The sequence below is a fragment of the Nocardia sp. JCM 34519.1 genome (genome assembly GCF_020361265.1).
Lineage (GTDB): Bacteria > Actinomycetota > Actinomycetes > Mycobacteriales > Mycobacteriaceae > Nocardia > Nocardia arthritidis_A.
The window spans coordinates 220,276-240,999 of record NZ_JAIRBR010000005.1 but is presented as its reverse complement, the minus strand read 5'-3'; the positions used below and the strand labels follow the sequence as shown (position 1 = coordinate 240,999).

The following is a 20,724-nucleotide window of genomic DNA, read 5'->3' as shown; positions in this document are numbered from 1 at the left end:
TCCTCACAGCCCGATGGCCGCGCGCAGTTTGTCGGCACGGTCGGTGTGTTCCCACGGCAGATCGACATCGGTGCGGCCGAAGTGGCCGTACGCCGCGGTCGGCGCGTAGATCGGACGCAGCAGGTCCAGGTCGCGGATGATCGCGCCGGGCCGCAGGTCGAACACCTCGGTGATGGCGGCCGAGATCTTGGCCGGATCCACCTTCTCGGTGCCGAAGGTCTCGACGAACAGGCCGACCGGCGCGGCCTTGCCGATCGCGTAGGCCACCTGAACCTCGACGCGCTCGGCCAATCCGGCCGCGACGACGTTCTTGGCGACCCAGCGCATGGCGTACGCGGCCGAGCGGTCCACCTTCGACGGGTCCTTGCCGGAGAAGGCGCCACCGCCGTGCCGCGCCATACCGCCGTAGGTGTCGACGATGATCTTGCGACCGGTCAGGCCCGCGTCACCCATCGGGCCGCCGAGCACGAACTTGCCGGTCGGGTTGACCAGCAGGCGGATGTTGGAGGTGTCCAAACTCGGCACGTCCAGGTCGGCCAGCACCGCGTCGACGACCTTTTCCCGGATATCCGGGGTGAGCAGGTTGTCCAGGTCGATATCGGCGGCGTGCTGGGTGGAGACGACGACGGTGTCGAGCCGGACCGGCTTGTCGCCGTCGTATTCGATGGTGACCTGGGTTTTGCCGTCCGGGCGCAGGTACGGCAGCACGCCGGATTTGCGCACCTCGGTGAGCCGCCGCGACAGCCGGTGCGCCAGCGCGATCGGCAGCGGCATCAGCTCGGGGGTGTCGGAGTTGGCGTAGCCGAACATCAGGCCCTGGTCGCCCGCGCCCTGCTTCTCGACCTCATCGTCCGAGCCGCCGACCCGCGCCTCGTGCGAAACGTCGACACCCTGCGCGATATCCGGCGACTGCGCGCCGATCGCGATGTTCACGCCGCACGAATTGCCGTCGAAACCCTTTGCGGAGGAGTCGTATCCGATCTCGAGGACCTTCTCGCGAACGATCTTCGGGATATCGGCGTACGCCGAGGTGGTCACCTCACCGGCCACGTGCACCTGGCCGGTGGTGACCAGCGTCTCCACCGCGACCCGGCTGTGCGGATCCGCCGCGAGCAGCGCGTCGAGGATGGAATCGCTGATGGCGTCACAGATTTTGTCCGGATGACCTTCGGTCACGGACTCACTGGTGAATAGGCGGCTGCCAGACGTGCGCACAGTATTTCCCTCTCCCTCAACGGGTTGCTCGTACCGAGCTGCGACAGTAATGCGACGCATTCACCGCGCAACCCTTCGAATCAGACTATTCCAAACCACCGACGACATAGGTGGTCGTAAGGCCGCCGTCTCAGACTATTCGGGCAATGCGGTGTGACGGGCGATGGGACCCCAAGCGGACCCCGGCACACCCCGGCGACCAGGTATAAGTATCACGGATACCACCGATCGGCGATCACCGCCACCGGACATTCCGGATAATGCCGAGAAGGCGCGAACCGCAACATATTTCAGCTCAGTAGCGGTCCGAGCGCGTCGAGAACGCGACTCGCCAGCAATGCCTTCGACCCGTGATCGAGCGCCTGTTCGGTGCCGTCGGCCCCGAGTAGCCAGCCGTCGTTGTTGTCGACCTCGAATGCCTTGCCCTCGCCGACCGCGTTGACCACCAATAGGTCGCAGCCCTTCCTGGCCAGTTTCGCGCGCGCGTGGGTGAGCACGTCGCCGTGCTCGTCCCCGGTTTCGGCGGCGAAGCCGACGATGGCGGTGCCCGTCAGGTGACCATCGCGTCTGGCCTGGACCAAGCCGGCCAGGATGTCGGTGGTTTTGGTGAGCGGAATGGTGTCCGGTTCGCCCGCGCCCTTCTTGATCTTGGCGGCGGCCACGTTGGTGGGCCGGAAATCGGCCACCGCGGCCGCCATGATCACCGCGTCCGCGCCGACCGCGTGCTTGTCCACCGCCGTCTTGAGCTGTTCGGCGGTGGTGATGTGCACCAGGTCGACCGCGGCGGGAGCCGCCATCTCGATCGTGTTGCCCGCGATGAGCGTGACGTGGGCGCCGCGCTGCGCGGCGACCCTGGCCAGTGCGTAGCCCTGTTTGCCGGAGCTTCGGTTACCGAGGAAACGCACCGGATCCAGCGGCTCCCTGGTGCCGCCCGCGGTGATGACGATCCGGCGGCCCTCCAGGTCGCGCGGGATCGCGTCGGCGCGTTCGAGCAGCAGCGTGGCCAGCCCGAAGATCTCCTCGGGTTCCGGCAGCCGGCCCGGACCGGTATCGGTGCCGGTGAGCCGACCGGACGCCGGTTCCATGACGATGGCGCCGTGCGCGCGCAGCGTCGCCACATTGGCGCGCGTCGCCGGATGCTCCCACATCTCGGTGTGCATGGCGGGCGCGAACAGCACCGGACATCGCGCGGTGAGCAGCGTCGCCGTCAACAGGTCGTCGGCGCGACCGCTCGCGGCGCGAGCCATCAGGTCGGCGGTGGCCGGAGCGATGACCACCAGGTCCGCCTCCTGGCCCAGCCGCACGTGCGGCACCTCGGGCACATCCGCGAAAACCTCGGTGTGCACCGGATTTCCGGACAGCGCCTCGAAGGTCGCCTTACCGACGAACTGCAGCGCCGACTCGGTGGGAATCACCCGGACCGAATGCCCGGTCTCGGTGAACCGGCGGACGATGGAACATGCCTTGTACGCGGCAATGCCCCCGCTGACGCCGACCACGATCCTTGTTGCCGCGCCTGCGGCGCCACTGGTTGTCACTACGCCTCCGGGCTAGATGGGGTTCACCGGGATCCCGGATTACTCGCCTTCGGAGTGCTCGAGCAGGTCGGCGTGGATCTCGCGCATCGCCACCGACAGCGGCTTCTCCTGCAAACCCGGCTCGACCAGCGGGCCGACGTACTCGAGGATGCCGTCGCCGAGCTGGTTGTAGTAGTCGTTGATCTGGCGGGCCCGCTTGGCGGCGTAAATGACCAGGGCGTACTTGGACGAGGTGCGCTCCAGCAGCTCGTCGATCGGCGGGTTGGTGAGGCCGACCGGAGTGTCGTATGCGGGCGCGGTCTTGATGTCCGTACTGCTCACTAGGGGGGCTCCTGCGGGATTAGGGGGTCACGAACTCGAATTTGTGCTAACGAACAACGATACCAACTGCTTACAGGCGCTGGTCACCTCGTCGTTCACGATGACGATGTCGAACTCGTCACATGCGGCCAATTCGGTTCTCGCGGTCTCCAGCCGCCGCTCGATCACCTCGGGCGATTCGGTGCCGCGGGCGGTGAGCCGGGCGACCAGTTCGTCCCAGCTCGGTGGAGCCAGGAATACCAGCAGCGCCTCGGGGATGGCTTCGCGGATCGATCGGGCGCCGTTCAGGTCCACCTCGATCAATACCGGTTTGCCCTTCGCCAGGGCCTCCCGCACCGGACGTGCGGGGGTTCCGGAGCGTTGCAGTCCGCCGTGGATATCCGCCCACTCGAGCAGTTCACCCGCCTCGATCATGGCGTCAAACTTGTCTCGGGGGACGAAGTGGTAATCAACCCCGTCGACCTCCCCGGGCCTTGGGGCCCGGGTCGTTGCCGACACGCTGAAAACCAGGTGGGGCAGGCGTTCCCGCACGCACCGGACGACCGTCGATTTCCCGACGGCCGAGGGGCCGACCAGCACTACCAGCCGACCCTTCCGCGTGTGTTCGACCACTCCGGTTAGGAGGCGTCGAAGTCGAAGCGCTTGAGCAGCGCCTTGCGCTGCCGATCGCCGAGACCCCGCAGCCGCCGGGTGGGAGCGATCTCCAGCTCCGTCATGATTTCCGCCGCCTTGACCTTGCCAACCTTCGGCAGGGCCTCGAGCAGCGCCGACACCTTCATCTTGCCGAGGATTTCGTCGGTCTCGGCGTCGGTGAGGACCTGCTTCAGGTTGGTGCCGCCACGCTTCAAGCGCTCCTTGAGCTCCGCCCGAGCGCGGCGAGCGGCAGCCGCCTTCTCCAAAGCAGCGGCGCGCTGCTCGTCAGTCAGCTGGGGAAGGGCCACGGTTCCTCCGTCTCATCGTTCATTGCATCAACTCCTGCCGGTAACCCGGCAGTCTCAGCGACCGTACCCACGACGTCCGCCGATTGCGAACCCACCCCCCAGGTCAGCGCATGATTCCGCATGGCGTACCGGCGTGGTGGGCCGGATCCGCGCACGGACCCGATCGCTGCGGCGATAGTACCGCCGAAATCGCGAAATGCCGCCTCAGCAGGGATTTTTCAGTCACCTGGACAGTTAGCGGGAGGGTTGCCAGACGACCGGGCGCGCCCGCAGCAACCCATGGCGAATCCGGCATGGAAGTTTCTCGGGATTTCCCGCGTGTCGTACGCCTCATGCGCGTGTCGTGGGCCACATTCGGCCGCCGGGCAGGTCCGCGATGGGGCGCACGGAGTGATTCGACACGGTTCGGCGATTCGATACCCGCGGTTTGCCAATTCGACACCGATCGGTCCGATTCGACGCGCCACCTGGTCGTCCCCAAGGCCGAGAATCGGCGCGTCATCCACCGAACTCGACAACCTCGACGTCAGCCGAGCGCACGATCCGGCCCGGAAATCGGCGACGACGAATGCCCCGGGATCGCCGCGCTGCGCCGACGCGGGCCACGGATCCGCGCCCGAACACGTGTGCGGCCGGAAATCGGCGCAGCAGGGCGCACAGCGGCCTTACACGGGCCTTCGCACACGCGTTCAGCGATGCCCGCCGAACCAGAACGGGCCCGCGCGGTGTGCGCGGGCCCGTTCTACGGTCGACGATCAGCTCTGCAGGAACGCGAACTGGTCGCGCAGCTCGTCGAGCTTCGCGCGCAATGCCGGAACCGACGGTCCGGCGGCGAGCACCTCACGCGAGACGTTCGGCACGGCCGCAGACAGCATCGACTCGGGCAGCAGCCTGCGGATGGTCTCCGGGCCGCCGCCCTGTGCCCCGACGCCCGGCATGAGGATCGGGCCGTTGAGCGCCGACAGGTCGGGGGCATCGGTCAGCGTCGCGCCGACGACGACGCCCACCGAGCCGAACTCCTGGCCCGCGTTGTGCGCCGCTGCGGCGTCGACCATCGTCTGCGCGATGGTGTGTCCATCCACGGCCAGCCCCCGCTGCACCTGTGCCCCTTCGGGATTCGAGGTGGCGGCGAGCACGAACAGTCCGCGCCCGTTGGCATCCGCCAGATCGAGTGCCGGTGCGAGGGAACCGAACCCGAGATACGGCGACACCGTCAATGCGTCGGAGCCGAGCGGTCCGTCACCGAGCCAGGCGCGCGCGTACGCGTCCATGGTGGAGCCGATATCGCCGCGTTTGGCATCGGCCAGCACCAGGGTGCCCGAGCCGCGCAACACCTCGATCGTGCGCTCCAGCACCGCGATACCGCCGGAACCGTACGTCTCGAAAAAGGCCACCTGCGGTTTGATCAGCGCCACCCGCCCGTCGAAGGCCTCGACGCAGATCTCCGCGAACGCCTCCAGACCGTCGACGTCCTCGGTGAGATCCCAGGCGCGCAGCAGACCGGGATGCGGGTCGATGCCGACGCACAGCGGGCCGAAATGCCGCATGGCACCGCGCAATCGGCCGCCGAACGTGTGCACCGCCACCCCGTCAGCCACGCAGCACCGAATGCAGTTCCTGCAGCGAGCGCACCCCGATGCCGCCGTTGATGGTCGCCTCGATGCCCTGCACCGCGGCGGCCGCGCCCTGCACCGTCGTGATGCACGGGATGTTGGTGGCGACAGCGGCGGTGCGAATCTCGTAACCGTCGACGCGCGGGCCCGAGTTGCCGTATGGGGTGTTGAAGACCATATCGATCTCGCCGTCGCGGATCTGCTCGACGATGGTCGGCTCGTCGGCCGGACCGTCCTCGGAGTGCTTGCGCACCCGCTCGCACGGAATTCCGTTGCGGCGCAGCATTTCCGCGGTGCCCTCGGTGGCCAGGATGCGGAACCCGAGGTCGTGCAGCCGCTTCACCGGGAACACCATGGCCCGCTTGTCCCGGTTCGCGATCGAGACGAAGACGGTGCCCTCGGTGGGCAGCGATCCGTAGGCGGCGGACTGGCTCTTGGCGAAGGCGGTGCCGAAATCGGCGTCGATGCCCATGACCTCACCGGTGGACTTCATCTCCGGGGAGAGCAGCGAATCCACCCCGGTGCCGTCCGCGCGGCGGAACCGGTGGAAGGGCAGCACGGCCTCCTTCACCGCGACCGGTGCGTCGAGCGCGACGTGCCCGCCGTCGCCCTCACCCGGCAGCATGCCCTCCTTGCGGAGTTCGGCGATGGTGGCGCCCAGCATGATCCGGGCCGCGGCCTTGGCCAGCGGCACCGCGGTGGCCTTGGACACGAACGGAACCGTCCGGCTGGCACGCGGATTCGCCTCCAGCACGTAGAGGATGTCGTCCTTGAGCGCGTACTGCACGTTCAGCAGACCCTTGACGCCGATGCCCTTGGCCAGTGCGACGGTCGAGCGCCGGACGGCCTCGATATCGCTGCGGCCCAACGTGATCGGCGGCAGCGCGCAGGCGGAGTCGCCGGAGTGGATACCGGCCTCCTCGATGTGTTCCATCACACCGCCGAGGTAGACCTCGACGCCGTCGCACAACGCGTCGACATCGATTTCGATGGCGTCCTCCAGGAACCGGTCCACCAGCACCGGATGTTCCGGGCTCAGCTCGGTGGCGCGAGAGATGTAGCCCTCCAAGGACTTTTCGTCGTAGACGATCTCCATGCCGCGGCCGCCGAGCACGTAGGACGGGCGCACCAGCACCGGGTAACCGATATTCCCGGCGATCTTCCTGGCCTGCTCGAAAGTGGTCGCGGTGCCGTATTTCGGCGCGGGCAGCCCGGCCGCGACCAGCACGTCACCGAATTCGCCGCGGTCCTCGGCCAGGTCGATGGCGGCGGCGCTGGTGCCGACCACCGGGACGCCGGCATCGGTGAGCCGCTGCGCGAGCCCGAGCGGGGTCTGGCCGCCGAGCTGCACGATAACGCCCGCGACGGTGCCGGATTCGCATTCCGCGTGGTAGACCTCGAGCACATCCTCGAAGGTGAGCGGCTCGAAGTAGAGGCGGTCGGCGGTGTCGTAGTCGGTGGAGACGGTCTCCGGATTGCAGTTGACCATCACCGTCTCGTATCCGGCGCGCGAAAGCGTCTGCGCCGCATGGACACACGAGTAGTCGAACTCGATGCCCTGGCCGATCCGGTTGGGCCCCGAGCCCAGGATGATGACCTTGGCTCGCTCCTTCTGTTCCGCCACTTCGGATTCCGCGGCGGGGTCGAGTTCGTAGGCCGAGTAGTGGTACGGGGTCTTGGCCTCGAATTCGGCGGCGCAGGTGTCGACGGTCTTGAAGACCGGCCGCACACCGAGCCGGTGCCGCAGCGCCCGCACCCCGCTCTCGCCGGCGAGTTCCGGTCGCAGCGCGGCGATCTGACGGTCGGACAGGCCGTGATGCTTGGCGCGACGCAACAGCGGCTCGTCCAGCACCGGCGCGTCGATCACCTCCCGGCGCAGCTCGACCAGACCGGCGATCTCGGCGACGAACCACGGGTCGATACCCGAGGCGGCCGCGACGTCGGGAATGCTCGCGCCGTAGCGCAGCGCCCGCTCGACCTGATAGATACGCCCCTCGGTCGGCACCCGCAGATCCGCCAGAATCGCCTCGACGGCGGCCGAAACCGACTGCGGGTCATCGGGATTCGACGGCGCCCAGGCGCCGTCGGACAGCGTCCAGAAGCTCGCTGCCTTGGTCTCCAGCGAGCGCAGCACCTTGCCGAGCGCCTCGGCGAAGTTGCGGCCCAGCGACATCGCCTCGCCGACCGACTTCATCGTGGTGGTCAGGGTCGCGTCGGCGCCCGGGAATTTCTCGAACGCGAACCGCGGCGCCTTCACCACCACGTAGTCCAGCGTCGGCTCGAAACAGGCCGGGGTTTCCTTGGTGATATCGTTGACGATCTCGTCCAGCGTGTAGCCGATGGCCAGCTTCGCCGCGATCTTGGCGATCGGGAAACCCGTTGCCTTGGAGGCCAATGCGGACGAACGCGAGACACGCGGGTTCATCTCGATGACGATCAGGCGGCCGTCCGCGGGATTCACCGCGAACTGAATGTTGCAGCCACCGGTGTCGACGCCGACCTCGCGCAGGATGGCGATGCCGAGATCACGCAGCCGCTGGTATTCCCGGTCGGTGAGGGTCATGGCGGGGGCGACGGTGACCGAATCACCGGTGTGCACGCCCATCGGGTCGACGTTCTCGATCGAGCAGACCACCACGACGTTGTCGCGGCCGTCGCGCATCAGCTCGAGCTCGTATTCCTTCCAGCCCAGGATCGATTCCTCGATCAGGACGTTCGCCGTGGGCGACGCGGCGAGGCCGCCGCCCGCGATGCGGTCGAGGTCGTCGTGGTCGTATGCCATGCCGGAACCGAGGCCGCCCATGGTGAACGACGGGCGCACCACCACCGGGAAACCCAGTTCGGCGACCGTCTCGCGCACCTCGTCCATGGTGAAACACACACGGCTGCGGGCGCTTTCGCCGCCCACCTTGGCAACGATGTCCTTGAACTTCTGCCGGTCCTCACCGCGCTGGATGGCCTCGAAGTCGGCGCCGATCAGCTCGACGTTGTACTTCTCCAGCACGCCGCGCTCGTGCAGCGCGACCGCGGTGTTCAGCGCGGTCTGCCCGCCGAGGGTGGCGAGAATAGCGTCGGGACGCTCCTTTTCGATGACCTTCTCGACGAATTCCGGCGTAATCGGTTCCACGTAGGTGGAATCCGCGAACTCCGGGTCGGTCATGATCGTCGCCGGATTCGAATTCACCAGGGAGACACGGAGTCCCTCGGCGCGCAGCACACGGCACGCCTGGGTGCCGGAGTAGTCGAACTCGCAGGCCTGTCCGATGACGATCGGGCCCGAGCCGATGACGAGGATGTGCTTCAGGTCTTCGCGGCGTGGCATCAGGCTCCCTCCATGAGACCGGCGAAGCGGTCGAAAAGATATGCGGCGTCATGTGGTCCGGCGGCGGCCTCCGGGTGGTACTGCACCGAGAAGGCGCGCCCGTCGACCAGGCGCACGCCCTCGACGGTGCCGTCGTTGGCACACACGTGGCTCACCTCGGCCTTGCCGAACGGGGTGTCGAACCGCTCCCCCATCTCGCCCTGCAGCGCGAACCCGTGGTTCTGCGCGGTGATCGAGATGCGGCCGGTCTCGTGTTCGACCACCGGGATATTGATGCCGCGGTGGCCGAACTTCATCTTGTAGGTCTCGCGGCCGAGGGCGCGGCCGAGGATCTGATTGCCGAAGCAGATGCCGAACAGCGGTAGGCCCTTTTCCAGTACGCCCTTGGTGAGCGCGACCGCGCCGTCCTGGGTGGCCGGGTCGCCGGGACCGTTGGAGAGGAAGACGCCGTCCGGCTTCAACTCCATGATCTGGTCCAGCGTGGTGTTCGAGGGCACCACGTGCACCCGCATGCCGCGCTCGGCGAACATGCGCGGGGTGTTGGTCTTGATGCCGAGGTCCACCGCGACGACGGTGAACCGGCGCTCGCCCTTCGGGTCGATGGTGTAGAGCGCGTTGGTGCTGACCTCCTCGGCCAGATCGGCGCCGAGCATCGACGGCTGACCGTTGACGCGGGCCAGCAACTCATCGGCATCGGCCAGCGCGGCGCCGGAGAAGATGCCCGCCTTCATCGAACCGCGGGTGTGCAGGTGCCGGACCAGCGCGCGGGTGTCGATGCCCGCGATCCCGACGACGTGCTGACGCTCCAGCTCGTCCTGCAGCGTGCCGGTGGCGCGCCAGTTCGACGCGCGCCGCGCGGGATCGCGCACCGCGTAACCCGCGACCCAGATCCGCTGCGACTCGTCGTCCTCGTCGTTCCAGCCGGTGTTGCCGATCTGCGGGGCCGCGGCCACCACGATCTGGCGGTGGTAGCTGGGATCGGTCAGCGTTTCCTGATATCCGGTCATCGCGGTGCAGAACACCGCCTCACCGAGTGTCTCGCCGACGGCGCCGAAGGCCGTGCCGCGGAACACCCGGCCGTCCTCCAGCACCAAGGCGGCTTCCTGTGTCATTCGTCGTCTCCCGTCGTCGTGCTGGCCGGACCCGTCGAGTGGTCCGCGACCCAGGCCGGATACACCGTTTTGTCGTCGCCCCGGAAACCGGTATCGATCTCGGTTCCGGTCGGCAGTTTCCAGCGAATTACCAGCACACCATTTTCCGTCATCACTTTGCCCGCGTGTCCGCGTTCGGTGCGCACGGCCGTGATGGATTCCTGGGGAATCCAGATCACCGTCGCCCCGTCGCGTTCGAGCAGAATTCCCCGTTCGAACCGCGTGAGTTCCGCTGTGGCCCGGAAGCCCAGATCACCGACGGCGATCCGGTCCTGCCAGCTCGGCGCGATGGTGCTGCCGAGGTAGAGGCCGGTGGTCGGCTCCAGCAGTTGCGCGCCCAGATCGCCTGGCACCGTTGGCAATTCACCGATGCGATCGAGCTGTCGCCGCGCCCGGTTGCGCCACCCCAGGTACATCAGGAGCAGGCACAGCGCGAACAGCAGCAGCAGGCCGAGCACCCACAGCGTTCTTTCCACTTACGGACCTCCTGCGTCCCATCTGCGATCCCCGACCGCCTTGCCCTCGCGGGCGGTCACCCGGCCACGCAGCAACGTCGCTGTCACCCGTGCCGGGAAGGTCATCGCCTCGAACGGCGTGTTGTTCGCGATGCTGGCCAGCTCGTTCCCCCGGACGGTCCAGGTGGCCTCCGGGTCGACCAGTGTCAGGTTGGCCGGTTCGCCCACCGCGATCGGGCGGCCGTGCTCGTCGAGGCCGACGATCTCGGCCGGGCGCTCGCTCATCACCCTGGCCACCCCGCGCCAGTCCAGCAGGCCGGGCTGGACCATGGTCTGCACGATGATCGACAGCGCGGTCTCCAGCCCGAGCATGCCGGGGCGGGCCGCGGCGAATTCGCAGCACTTGTCCTGCTCCGCATGCGGAGCGTGATCCGTTGCGACACAGTCGATCACGCCGTCGGCCAGGGCCTGGCGCAGCGCGGCGGCATCGGTGGCCTCGCGCAGCGGCGGATTCACCTTGTTCACCGCGTCGTAGGTCTCCAGGCGCGAATCGTCCAGCAGCAGATGGTGCGGGGTGACCTCGGCGGTAATCGAAATACCTTGCGCCTTGGCCCATTTCACCAGCTCGACGGTGCCCTCGGTGGAGGCGTGGCAGATGTGCACCCGCGCACCCGCGTCCCGCGCCAGCAGCGCGTCGCGGGCGACGATCGACTCCTCGGCGGCCCGCGGCCAACCCGCCAACCCGAGGCGGGCGGCATTCGGCCCCTCGTGCGCGACGGCGCCGACGGTCAGTCGCGGCTCCTCGGCATGCTGGGCGATCAGCACGCCGAGCGAATTCGCGTATTCGAGCGCGCGGCGCATGATCAGCGGGTCGTAGACGCAGTGGCCGTCGTCGGAGAACATCCGCACCCGGCCGATACCCGCGGCCATCGTGCCCATTTCGGCGAGTTGCTCACCGGCGAGGCCGACGGTGACCGCACCGACCGGGAACACGTCGACCAGGCCCACCTCCTGTCCGCGCCGCCAGACATGATCGGTGACCACCACCGAATCGGCGACCGGATTGGTGTTCGCCATCGCGAAAACCGCCGTGTAGCCACCCAATGCCGCTGCGGCGGAACCGGTTTCGATGGTCTCGGTATCCTCGCGGCCGGGTTCACGCAGATGCGTGTGCAGGTCGACGAATCCGGGGAGCAGGATCTGCCCGGCGGCCTCGATGACCTCCGCGTCCTCGGACGCCTCGACCGCGCCGATCGCCGCGATCACACCGTCCCGGATCAGTACGTCGACCGGCTCCTCACCATACGGGCGGGCGCCCTTGATCAGCACTTCACCCATGCCGCACCACCTTTCCGGTCGAATACCTCATGTAGTTCATGCGATCGCCTCCTGCGTCCCGACCAGCAGCCGGAACAGCACCGCCATCCGCATATGCACGCCGTTCGTAACCTGTTGCAGGATGGCCGCTTTCGAGGAATCGGCGACCGCGTGCGCGATCTCCATACCGCGCAGCATCGGACCTGGATGCAGCACCACCGCGTGCTCGTCGAGCAGCGCGAGCCTGCGCTCGGACAGTCCGTAGTTGACCGAATACTCACGGGCCGAAGGGAAGAACCCGCCGTTCATCCGCTCCGCCTGCACCCGCAGCATCAGAACCGCGTCGGCGCCGGGCAATTCGGCGTCGAGCGCATGCGAGACGCGGGCGGGCCATGCGTCGACGCCGACCGGCAGCAGCGTGCGCGGGGCGACCAGAACCACTTCCGCGCCAAGCGTATTCAGCAGGAAGACATTCGACCGGGCCACCCGGCTGTGCAGGATGTCGCCGACGATCACCACCCGCTTACCCGCGATATCGCCGAGCCGCTGCCGCAGCGTCAACGCGTCGAGCAGCGCCTGCGTCGGATGCTCGTGCGTACCGTCGCCGGCGTTGATGATCGCGGGACCCGTTGCGCGGCCGGAAGATACCGCCCAGGCATCCATCCAGCGGGCGATCTGGTGCGCCGCGCCGGAGGCCGGATGCCGGACGATCAGCGCGTCCGCGCCCGCCGCGTGCAGGGTGAGCGCGGTATCGCGCAGCGATTCACCCTTCGACACCGACGAACTGCTCGCGCTGACATTGATCACATCCGCGCTCATCCACTTGCCCGCCACCTCGAACGAAACCCTGGTGCGGGTGGAGTTCTCGTAGAAGACCGTCATCACGGTGCGCCCGCGCAGCGTCGGCAGCTTCTTCACCTCGCGGCCGAGCAGCGCCTGTTCGAAGCGTTCGGCCTCGTCGAGCAGCTGCGTGGCGGTGTCGCGATCCAAATCGGTCACCGTCAAGAGATGCCTCACGCCACGACCTCGCTGACGCTCGGTCGTGCCGTTCGGCACAGGGCCGCTGTGTCTTTGGTTCGCTCGCTGCGCTCCCTCACGCTTCATCCCCCTGGTGCAGGTAAACCCCGTCGCGGCCATCGGTTTCGGTGAGCAGCACCGAGATGTCCTCCGAGCGTGAGGTGGGGACGTTCTTGCCGACGTAGTCGGCGCGGATCGGCAGCTCGCGGTGGCCGCGGTCGACCAGCACGGCCAGCTGTACCGCGCGCGGGCGGCCGAGATCGCGCAGGCCGTCCAGCGCGGAGCGCACGGTGCGCCCGGAGAAGAGGACGTCGTCTACCAGCACCACCAGCGCGTCCTCGATACCGCCCTCGGGCACCGAGGTGCGCTCGAGCGGGCGATGCGGACGGCTGCGCAGATCGTCGCGGTAGAGGGTGATGTCGAGCGAGCCGAGGGCCGGGCGGACGCCGGCGAACTCCTCGATCTTGTCGGTCAACCGCGTCGCCAATGTGGTGCCGCGGGTCGGAATGCCGATCAGCACCACCCGCGAGGTATCCGGTTCACCCGAATCCAGGGCGGTCTTCTCGATGATCTGGTGCGCGATGCGCGCGATGGTCCGGCCGACATCGGAAGCCGACAACAGCTCCCGCCCCGCCGCCACCCATTCGGGTGTGTGTCGCTGCGATACCTCGGCAGCGCCGGACTTGGCGGCCCGTTCCTCGGGCACAGCCATGCCGACCTCCTTCCCCGCCTCACGGGACGGTCCGTTAAAGGATGTCTTACGGCTTGCAGCGTAACAGTGCCCGAAACAGGGCCTTCACCAGGGATATCCGGGTGTGAGGCAGGCCACCGGCGAACGGGGATCGCCCGGCCGCGACGACCGGGCGGTCCTCCCCTCGCCGCTACTCGCGAATCGCGAGCACGGTGCCGACGTCGGGGTCGTTCAGTGCCGCGGGGCGATCGAGTTCGGCGACCATCTCGTCCCAGCCGCGGAATTCGGTGCGCCAGCCGTGCTCGCGCAACCAGTCCTCGGCGCCGGGGCCGAGGCCGTGCGGTGTCCACTCCGGGTCGCCGCCGACAAGTTCGGCAAGCTCTCGGTAGTGCGGTTGGTTCGGGTCCACCTTCAATCGAGCGACGCCGAAACGGCTACCGGGCGCGGACAATTCGGTGATGGTGGTCACCACCCGGAGCGCATCCTCGTGCAGCAGATAGGGAATCGCGCCCTCGTCGACCCACTGCGTCGGTTCATCCGGCCGGAAGCCCTGCTCCCGCAAGGGTTTCGCCCAATCGCCGCGCAGGTCCTGGGCGATGACAGCGCGCACGCACCCCGGCACCGCACCGGCCGCCGCGAGTACCGGCTCCTTGAACGCGAACAGTTCCGGCAGATCGATCTCGAACCAGCGCGTCCCCGCGGGCAACGGCATCCGGAAGGCCCGGGTGTCGAGTCCGGCGCCGATCAGCACCACTTGGCGGCAACCGCTTTCGATACCGGCGCGCACCGCGTCGTCCACCAGCCGCACCGCCACCGACCGCCCGGTGTAGAACGCGTCGGCGACCGCCTCGATGCGCGACCAACGGTCGACTCCCCCTTCGGTTTCGGCGAAACCGGCGCGCGCGGCCTCGACGAATTCCCGCGCCAGCGGGTCGTCGTACAGCCGGTCCGGCCGCTCCGATTCCCGCGCCCTGATCACCGCGACACCGACCGCCGTCATCGCGACACCGTCGATCGGTACAGATCCCCGCGCCTGCGTCATTCGAACACTCCCCATATCGTTCCTTACTTGCCGACCGGCTAGTAAACCGCCGTCGGTCGCGACGCTAAGCTCCGTCTAGCCGGTCGTCAAGTAAACGAAGGAATCGATGGACGCGCGCCGAAGCGATACCCGCGAACGCATCCGGGCCGTAGCCATGGAACTGTTCGCCGAACGCGGCTACGACAAGACCTCGCTGCGCGAGATCGCCGAACGCCTCGGGGTCACCAAAGCCGCGCTCTACTACCATTTCCGCACCAAAGAGGACATCGTCGCGAGCCTGGCCGACGAGCTGACCCGCGGTATCGACGAGATCGTCACCTGGGCCGAGGCCCAGCCGCCGGGCCGGGAGCGAGCGCAAGGCATCTTGACGCGCTACGGCGTCCTGATGCACGGGCTCGGCCGGGACATGATCCGCTTCTGGGCCGAAAATCAGCCCGCCTTCCGCGATCTCGGCTTCGGCACCAGCCTGCGCTACAAGTTCCGCGTGCTGGCCGACCTGATGACCGAACCCGATGACGCCGCACTCGCCGCCTTCCACGCGCGACAGGCGCTGCTGGCCATCAGCTGGAGCCTGACCATGATGGGCGATCTGGAACTCGACCGGGACGAGCAGGCCGCCGCGGCGGCGGCAATCGCGACCGACATACTCGCCAGGATGTGAGGCGCTACCCGATTACCTTGTCGCGCAAGGCCAGCCAGCGTTCGCGAGTGATCGCGTACTCGACCTCACCGTGTTCCGATCCGGGAATCGGCTCCTCCCACTGCTGTTCGAAGGTTCGAACATATTCCAGGCCAACCGAATTCATGGTCGCGCGGGACGCGGCGTTCACCGCCATGGTCTCGGCGAAGATCCGGGCGAGCCCGAGATCGGCGAACCCGTGCCGGATCAGTTCGCGCGCACCCTCACTCGCCAAACCCTTTCGCCAGTAACGGGGTAACAGCCGATATCCGAGTTCGCCCTGACCCGCCACCGGTCCCTGATCCGGCCGATCGGGCGGCGCGAGCAGCCACCACCCCACGAAATCGCCGTCGACGAACCCGACCCAGAAACCGAGCCCGTCCACCCGATCGGCGACCGCCATGCGCCGCCCGTGGAACCGCTCGACCTCCGCGCGCGAACGCGGCTGGCCGGTGCCGAGGTAGCGCATCACCTGCGGCTCGGCATCCAGTTCGATCTCGTACTCGAGGTGCTCGTCGGACAATGGGACCAGCGCGATGCGCGGGGTATGTAATTCGGCTTGTGGCACCGAATGATGCTCGCCGCCATTCGGCCGTTCCGTCCAGCGAATTCCGGCACCCCAAGATCTAGCACATACGTTCGAATACGCGTACGCTCACGATCATGTCGACACCACTGCAGGGATCGCTGCTCGACGGGTTCGGCGAGGCGGAACTCGGGTCGCTCGACGGACTCCGGCGGACCGAGTTGAGCCAGGGCGCCTGGGTGGATTTGTTGCCGGGCTGGCTTTCCGGGGCCGATGCGCTGTTCGACCGGCTCGCGGCCGAGGTGCCGTGGCAGGCCGAGCGGCGGCCGATGTACGACCGGGTGGTGGACGTGCCGCGGCTGCTGTGCTTCTACGAGGAGCGCGAAACACTTCCCGATCCGGTGTTGGATGCGGCGCGGGACGCCTTGAGCGCGCACTATCTGCGCGAACTCGGCGAACCATTCCGCACGGCGGGGCTGTGCTACTACCGGGACGGGCGCGACAGCGTCGCATGGCACGGCGATACGTCGGGACGCGGCGCGACGCACGACACCATGGTCGCCATCGTGTCGGTCGGCGCGGCGCGCAGCCTGCTGCTGCGGCCGCGCGGCGGCGGCCCGAGCCTGCGGTTCCCGGCCGGACACGGCGATCTGCTGGTGATGGGTGGCTCCTGCCAGCGCACCTGGGAGCATGCGGTGCCGAAGACGCGCAGGCCGGCCGGGCCGCGGATCAGCATCCAGTTCCGGCCGCGCGGCGTCCGTTAAGCGAGCGCGACGCGCGGCGTACAATTCCGACCTGCTGGTTTGTTATCGGTGCACCACCTGCTGTTCCCTCGACCCCCGTCAGAAGGATCACGCGCGTGAACAAGCCACTGCTGCTGGCCGTCGCGGCCGCACTCGTCATCGCCGGGCCGCTGGCCGGAATCGCGGTCCGCCGCTTCGTCATCCGGCTCGAACACCGCACCACCGAGGGTCCGCGCTCGCTGCGCTCCCTCGGCCTGCGCCTGGCGCACGACCTCGCCATCCCGGTCGCGGCGCTGGTGGGGCTGATGGTCGCGCTATCGCTGCCGGGCGCGCTGCCCATCGCGCCGACCGCCGCGCACAACGCGCTGCTCGTCGCGCTCATCATCGTCATCTCGTACGCGGTGTCGCGGATCGCCGCCGACATCATCGCCTCGATCGTGCTCGCGGTCACCGGGGCCGAGGGTTCGGTGAGCCTGTTCGCCACCATGACCCGGGTGCTGGTATTCGGCATCGGCATCCTGATCACGCTGGGCAGCTTGGGAATCGAGATCACCCCGCTGCTCGGCGCGCTCGGCATCGGCGGTTTGGCCGTCGCGCTGGCCCTGCAGGCGACGCTGGCCAACCTCTTCGCGGGCATCCACATACTCGCCTCGAAGATGGTGCAGCACGGCGATTTCGTGCGCCTGGACTCCGGCGAATCCGGTTGGATTCACGATATCGGTTGGCGCAACACCACTTTGAAGGAGATTCCGGGCAACTACGTGATCGTGCCGAACGCCAAATTCGCCGACGCCATCCTCACCAACTATCACCAGCCCGAACAGAGTATGGCGGTGGTGGTGGAATGCGGGGTCAGCTATCGCAGCGACCTCGAACAGGTGGAACGGGTCGCGCTGGAGGTGGGCCGGGAGGTGATGTGCGAACTCGACGTCGGCGTCGCGCATGCCGAACCCCGGGTGCGCTTCCACACCTTCGGCGAATCCAGCATCGATTTCCGAGTCGTGTTGTGGACCAGGCATTTCGCCGATCAGTACCTGCTGGTGAGCGAGTTCATCAAGCGGCTGCACGAGCGATTCCAGCAGGAGAAGATCGTCATTCCGTACCCCATTCGCACGCTGGAACTCGGATTCACCAACGGGCACACCATGACTCCGTTCGACGCGCTCGCCGCGGAGCTGCCGATCGACCCGGAACCCCACCCGGCGGTGAGCCCGTGACGACGCGCGGTTGAACGGCACATGACGGACGCCACACCGGCTTACCTGTTCATCTCGGGCACCGATACAGTGGCGATATGACCATTCCGGGGGCGGGTGTACTTGCGGTTATGCCGCTGCACGCGATCAGTGAGGTGTACGGCGAATCCGGCCTGCGGGACCGACTGCTCCTGGAAATCGCCGAACTGCCGGAACCCGAAGGGCCGGCAGCGGCGCTGGATCTCGCGTCCGAACTGCATCGCGACGACCGCTACGGGCGCGAGCCGTATCTGAATCATCTACTGCGCGTTGCCATCCGGATCGTCAGCCACTACGAGGTGCGCGACCCGGACGTGGTCGCGGCCGGCCTGCTGCACGACGCGGTCGAAGATCACGGCCCCGAGTTGGCGGGCGACCGCCCCGGCCCGGCCACCGCCGCCGCACTCGGCGAACTGTCCACCCGCTTCGGCACCCGGGTCGCGGAAATCGTTGCCGCCGTGACCAATCCGGCGCCGGATCCGGCCGTCGACCGGCATGTGCAATACCGCGAGCACGTCGCGGCGAATCTCGCCCGCGCACCGTGGGCACGCGTGGTGAAGCTGTCCGACTTCACCGACAACGGCGTCGGCATCCTCTACGCCACCGGTTCGGCGATGCACCGCCTCGCCACCAAATACCGCCCACTCACCAACGTCTATCGCGACCTCGTCAACCGCCCCGACACCCCACTCGCCGACCATGTGAAATCGCACATCCTCGACCAACTCGACCGCGCCGACGAACGCTTCGACGCCATCCTCGGCGCGCGGTAGTCCGGTGCGGCCTCTCGCAGCAGCTGAATCCGATCGACCGGAAAACCGGTCTATCCGCGTACGCTGACATCGCATACGGCGCATACGAGGGGTGGACCATGAGTGACGCATCCGGGGTCGCGGTCGATCCGGAGAAGATCCGCACGCACGCGGCGAATGTGGAATCGGTTGGTCGATCACTGACGCAGGCCGTCGAGGCCGCGCAGGCGGTTTCACTGCCGACCGATGCGTTCGGCAAGCTCTGCGCATTCCTGCCGCCGCTATTTCTCGACTCGATCGAGTCCGAGGGTGTCACGACGCTGCAAACCGCGCAGCAGGCCCTCACCGATGATGCGGGCAAACTTCGCTCCGTCGCGGCGGGTTTCGAGCAGATCGATACGACCAACGCGGCGAACCTGAAATCCGTCGAGGCCAACGGCGCGCGCTGACCGCCTGCGCCACAAGGCATTCGAGACTTACGGGGCGCGTAGCACGGATTCGACGATTTCGCGGACCGCGTGCAGTAGCGGTTCGGTCTTTCCGGCCCGGGCCATCGCGGGAACCATTTCGCCGCCGAGAATAGATAGCAGCAGCTGGCCTACGGTGTCGGCGTCGAGATCCGGGCGGGCTTCACGGAGCAATTCGGCGATGTGGCCGGCCCAGAAGGCGTGGAATTCATCGCGGCGCGGATGCGGCGGGATGGCGTTGTAGGCGACGACCAGTTCGACGTTCGCGATAACCAAGCGGGTGAAGGCGTCGAAGAAGGCCACCAGGCGATCGCCCGCGGCGGCGCCGGGGCCGAGCGGCGGCGGACCGGACCGGACCGCCGCCATGAGCTCGACGGCCGGTTCGCCGATCAGCTCGTGCAGCAGCCCGGCCCGGCTGCCGAAGCGGTGGAAGATGGTCCCCTTGCCGACCCCGGCCGCGGCGGCGACCCGGTCCATGGTGACCGCTTCGGCGCCGTGTTCGATGAGCATCGCCCTGGTGGCGTCGAGGATGGCTCGGCGGTTGCGAGCGGCGTCCGCCCGCTCTTTCGGGGGCATCTCACCTACTTTCGTTGCGCGGCAACCCCATTGACAAGTTGACCGGCGGTCCATATTGTCGGGCAAGCAACTGGACCATCAGTCAACTTATGGAGTTTTGATGCGAGCAATCGTAATGACCGGAGTCGGCGGGCCCGAGGTGCTGGTCGCCCGGGACGTCCCGACCCCGCGGCCGGGGCCCGGCGAACTGGTCATTCGGGCCGAGGCGATCCCGGTCCTCTACCCGGAGACAGTGGTGCGGGCCGGTATCTTCCCGATGGCCGCCGAACTGCCCGCGGTATTCGGATTCCAGGCGGTCGGCGTCGTCACCGAGACCGGAGCCGATGTCGACCAGGCACTGGTCGGCAAGCGCTATGCCGTCGCGACGACGGGCGCCGGATCGTATGCCGAATTCGTCTGCGCCCCTGCGGCTTCCGCCATCGAAATCCCGGAGGGCCTGGCATCGGCCGACGCCGCGGCCGTGCTGATGAGCGGATCGACGGCCATCGCGCTGCTCGAACGGGCACTGCTCACCGGCGCGGAAACCGTGCTGATCGAGGCCGCCGCAACGGGTGTCGGCGCATTCCTCACCCAGCTCGCCAAGGAGTACGGCGCGGCACGCGTCATCGCCACCGCGGGCGGCCCCGAAAAGACCGCCCAGGCACGGAAACTCGGCGCGGACGCGACGATCGACCACACCGATCCGAACTGGCCCGCGCGATTGCCCGAAATCCTCGGCGACACAACCGTCGACGTGGTCTTCGATTCGATCGGCGGCACCAGCGCCAACGATCTGGTGCCCGCCGTGACACCGCTGCACGGCCGGATCCTCAGCTACGGTTGGCTTTCCGGCGCACCGACGCAACTGTCGGTCGCCGACCTGCTCGGTTCCGGCCTGACCCTGCAGGTCTGTGCGGGCCCGGCCTGGCTGGCGACCGTCGCCGCCGCGCGCGGCGCCATCCTGACCCGTGCGGCGAGCGGAACGCTCGACCCGCTCGTCGATTCGGTGCTGCCGCTGGCCGACGCCGCCGAGGCGCACCGCCGCGTCGAACGGCGTGCGCAACTCGGCCGCATCGTGCTGCGCCCCTAGTCCAACCCTTGGCAAACCGCAAGGCGGACAACAGGACAACCACATCGCCGCAGC

At 67.8% G+C, this 20,724-nt stretch carries 21 protein-coding genes; 6 read left to right on the top strand and 15 right to left on the bottom strand.

Annotation, left to right across the window (positions count from 1 at the left end):
• Positions 1-3: 3 nt before the first annotated feature.
• From metK to LGY53_RS15670, 13 genes are all read right to left on the bottom strand, one after another.
• Positions 4-1,215, bottom strand: a complete 1,212-nt coding sequence (metK, locus tag LGY53_RS15730; RefSeq protein WP_167475970.1) for a methionine adenosyltransferase — start codon at positions 1,213-1,215, stop codon at positions 4-6.
• A 290-nt stretch (positions 1,216-1,505) separates the two neighbouring features.
• Positions 1,506-2,753, bottom strand: coding sequence for a bifunctional phosphopantothenoylcysteine decarboxylase/phosphopantothenate--cysteine ligase CoaBC (gene coaBC, locus LGY53_RS15725; RefSeq protein ID WP_167475971.1), 1,248 nt, complete (start codon positions 2,751-2,753; stop codon positions 1,506-1,508).
• 39 nt (positions 2,754-2,792) lie between these two features.
• Positions 2,793-3,074, bottom strand: coding sequence for a DNA-directed RNA polymerase subunit omega (rpoZ, locus tag LGY53_RS15720; RefSeq protein WP_167475972.1), 282 nt, complete (start codon positions 3,072-3,074; stop codon positions 2,793-2,795).
• Positions 3,075-3,101: 27 nt separating this feature from the next.
• Positions 3,102-3,686: a guanylate kinase gene (gene gmk / locus LGY53_RS15715; protein WP_225727421.1), complete on the bottom strand. Its 585-nt coding sequence runs from the start codon at positions 3,684-3,686 to the stop codon at positions 3,102-3,104.
• 5 nt (positions 3,687-3,691) lie between these two features.
• On the bottom strand, positions 3,692-4,015 hold the full coding sequence (gene mihF / locus LGY53_RS15710; RefSeq protein WP_120045143.1) for an integration host factor, actinobacterial type: 324 nt from the start codon (positions 4,013-4,015) through the stop codon (positions 3,692-3,694).
• Positions 4,016-4,770: 755 nt separating this feature from the next.
• A complete protein-coding gene (gene pyrF / locus LGY53_RS15705; protein WP_225727626.1) occupies positions 4,771-5,595 on the bottom strand; it encodes an orotidine-5'-phosphate decarboxylase in 825 nt (274 codons plus the stop codon).
• Between the two features lie 10 nt (positions 5,596-5,605).
• On the bottom strand, positions 5,606-8,950 hold the full coding sequence (carB, locus tag LGY53_RS15700) for a carbamoyl-phosphate synthase large subunit (RefSeq protein ID WP_225727420.1): 3,345 nt from the start codon (positions 8,948-8,950) through the stop codon (positions 5,606-5,608).
• Positions 8,950-10,062, bottom strand: coding sequence for a glutamine-hydrolyzing carbamoyl-phosphate synthase small subunit (gene carA, locus LGY53_RS15695; protein WP_225727419.1), 1,113 nt, complete (start codon positions 10,060-10,062; stop codon positions 8,950-8,952). The genes carB and carA overlap by 1 nt, the downstream gene beginning before the upstream one ends.
• On the bottom strand, positions 10,059-10,577 hold the full coding sequence (locus LGY53_RS15690) for a transporter (protein WP_225727418.1): 519 nt from the start codon (positions 10,575-10,577) through the stop codon (positions 10,059-10,061). The genes carA and LGY53_RS15690 overlap by 4 nt, the downstream gene beginning before the upstream one ends.
• On the bottom strand, positions 10,578-11,894 hold the full coding sequence (locus LGY53_RS15685; RefSeq protein WP_225727417.1) for a dihydroorotase: 1,317 nt from the start codon (positions 11,892-11,894) through the stop codon (positions 10,578-10,580).
• 36 nt (positions 11,895-11,930) lie between these two features.
• A complete protein-coding gene (locus LGY53_RS15680) occupies positions 11,931-12,890 on the bottom strand; it encodes an aspartate carbamoyltransferase catalytic subunit (RefSeq protein ID WP_225727416.1) in 960 nt (319 codons plus the stop codon).
• A gap of 76 nt (positions 12,891-12,966) precedes the next feature.
• A complete protein-coding gene (gene pyrR, locus LGY53_RS15675; RefSeq protein WP_225727415.1) occupies positions 12,967-13,602 on the bottom strand; it encodes a bifunctional pyr operon transcriptional regulator/uracil phosphoribosyltransferase PyrR in 636 nt (211 codons plus the stop codon).
• Positions 13,603-13,771: 169 nt separating this feature from the next.
• Complete coding sequence (locus tag LGY53_RS15670; protein WP_225727414.1) at positions 13,772-14,623, bottom strand: SAM-dependent methyltransferase; 852 nt, start codon at positions 14,621-14,623, stop codon at positions 13,772-13,774.
• A gap of 106 nt (positions 14,624-14,729) precedes the next feature.
• Here LGY53_RS15670 and LGY53_RS15665 point away from each other — a divergent pair, with 106 nt between their 5' ends.
• Complete coding sequence (locus LGY53_RS15665; protein WP_225727413.1) at positions 14,730-15,284, top strand: TetR/AcrR family transcriptional regulator; 555 nt, start codon at positions 14,730-14,732, stop codon at positions 15,282-15,284.
• A gap of 4 nt (positions 15,285-15,288) precedes the next feature.
• Here the strand turns inward: LGY53_RS15665 and LGY53_RS15660 are convergent, their stop codons facing one another.
• Positions 15,289-15,870, bottom strand: coding sequence for a GNAT family N-acetyltransferase (locus tag LGY53_RS15660; protein ID WP_225727412.1), 582 nt, complete (start codon positions 15,868-15,870; stop codon positions 15,289-15,291).
• Between the two features lie 95 nt (positions 15,871-15,965).
• On the opposite strand from LGY53_RS15660, the gene LGY53_RS15655 reads away from it, so the two are divergent.
• The 4 genes from LGY53_RS15655 (at position 15,966) to LGY53_RS15640 (ending at position 19,007) form a co-directional block, all read left to right on the top strand.
• Positions 15,966-16,592 (top strand): alpha-ketoglutarate-dependent dioxygenase AlkB, encoded by a 627-nt coding sequence (locus LGY53_RS15655; protein WP_225727411.1) that lies wholly within the window; start codon positions 15,966-15,968, stop codon positions 16,590-16,592.
• Between the two features lie 95 nt (positions 16,593-16,687).
• Positions 16,688-17,788, top strand: coding sequence for a mechanosensitive ion channel family protein (locus LGY53_RS15650; protein ID WP_225727410.1), 1,101 nt, complete (start codon positions 16,688-16,690; stop codon positions 17,786-17,788).
• A 77-nt stretch (positions 17,789-17,865) separates the two neighbouring features.
• Complete coding sequence (locus LGY53_RS15645; RefSeq protein WP_225727409.1) at positions 17,866-18,579, top strand: HD domain-containing protein; 714 nt, start codon at positions 17,866-17,868, stop codon at positions 18,577-18,579.
• A gap of 98 nt (positions 18,580-18,677) precedes the next feature.
• Positions 18,678-19,007, top strand: a complete 330-nt coding sequence (locus LGY53_RS15640; RefSeq protein ID WP_225727408.1) for a type VII secretion target — start codon at positions 18,678-18,680, stop codon at positions 19,005-19,007.
• A 27-nt stretch (positions 19,008-19,034) separates the two neighbouring features.
• On the opposite strand, the gene LGY53_RS15635 is transcribed toward LGY53_RS15640, so the two are convergent.
• Complete coding sequence (locus LGY53_RS15635; RefSeq protein WP_225727407.1) at positions 19,035-19,601, bottom strand: TetR/AcrR family transcriptional regulator; 567 nt, start codon at positions 19,599-19,601, stop codon at positions 19,035-19,037.
• A 100-nt stretch (positions 19,602-19,701) separates the two neighbouring features.
• Between LGY53_RS15635 and LGY53_RS15630 the strand changes: the two genes are divergently transcribed.
• Positions 19,702-20,670 (top strand): zinc-binding dehydrogenase, encoded by a 969-nt coding sequence (locus LGY53_RS15630; protein WP_225727406.1) that lies wholly within the window; start codon positions 19,702-19,704, stop codon positions 20,668-20,670.
• The last annotated feature ends 54 nt before the right edge of the window (positions 20,671-20,724 follow it).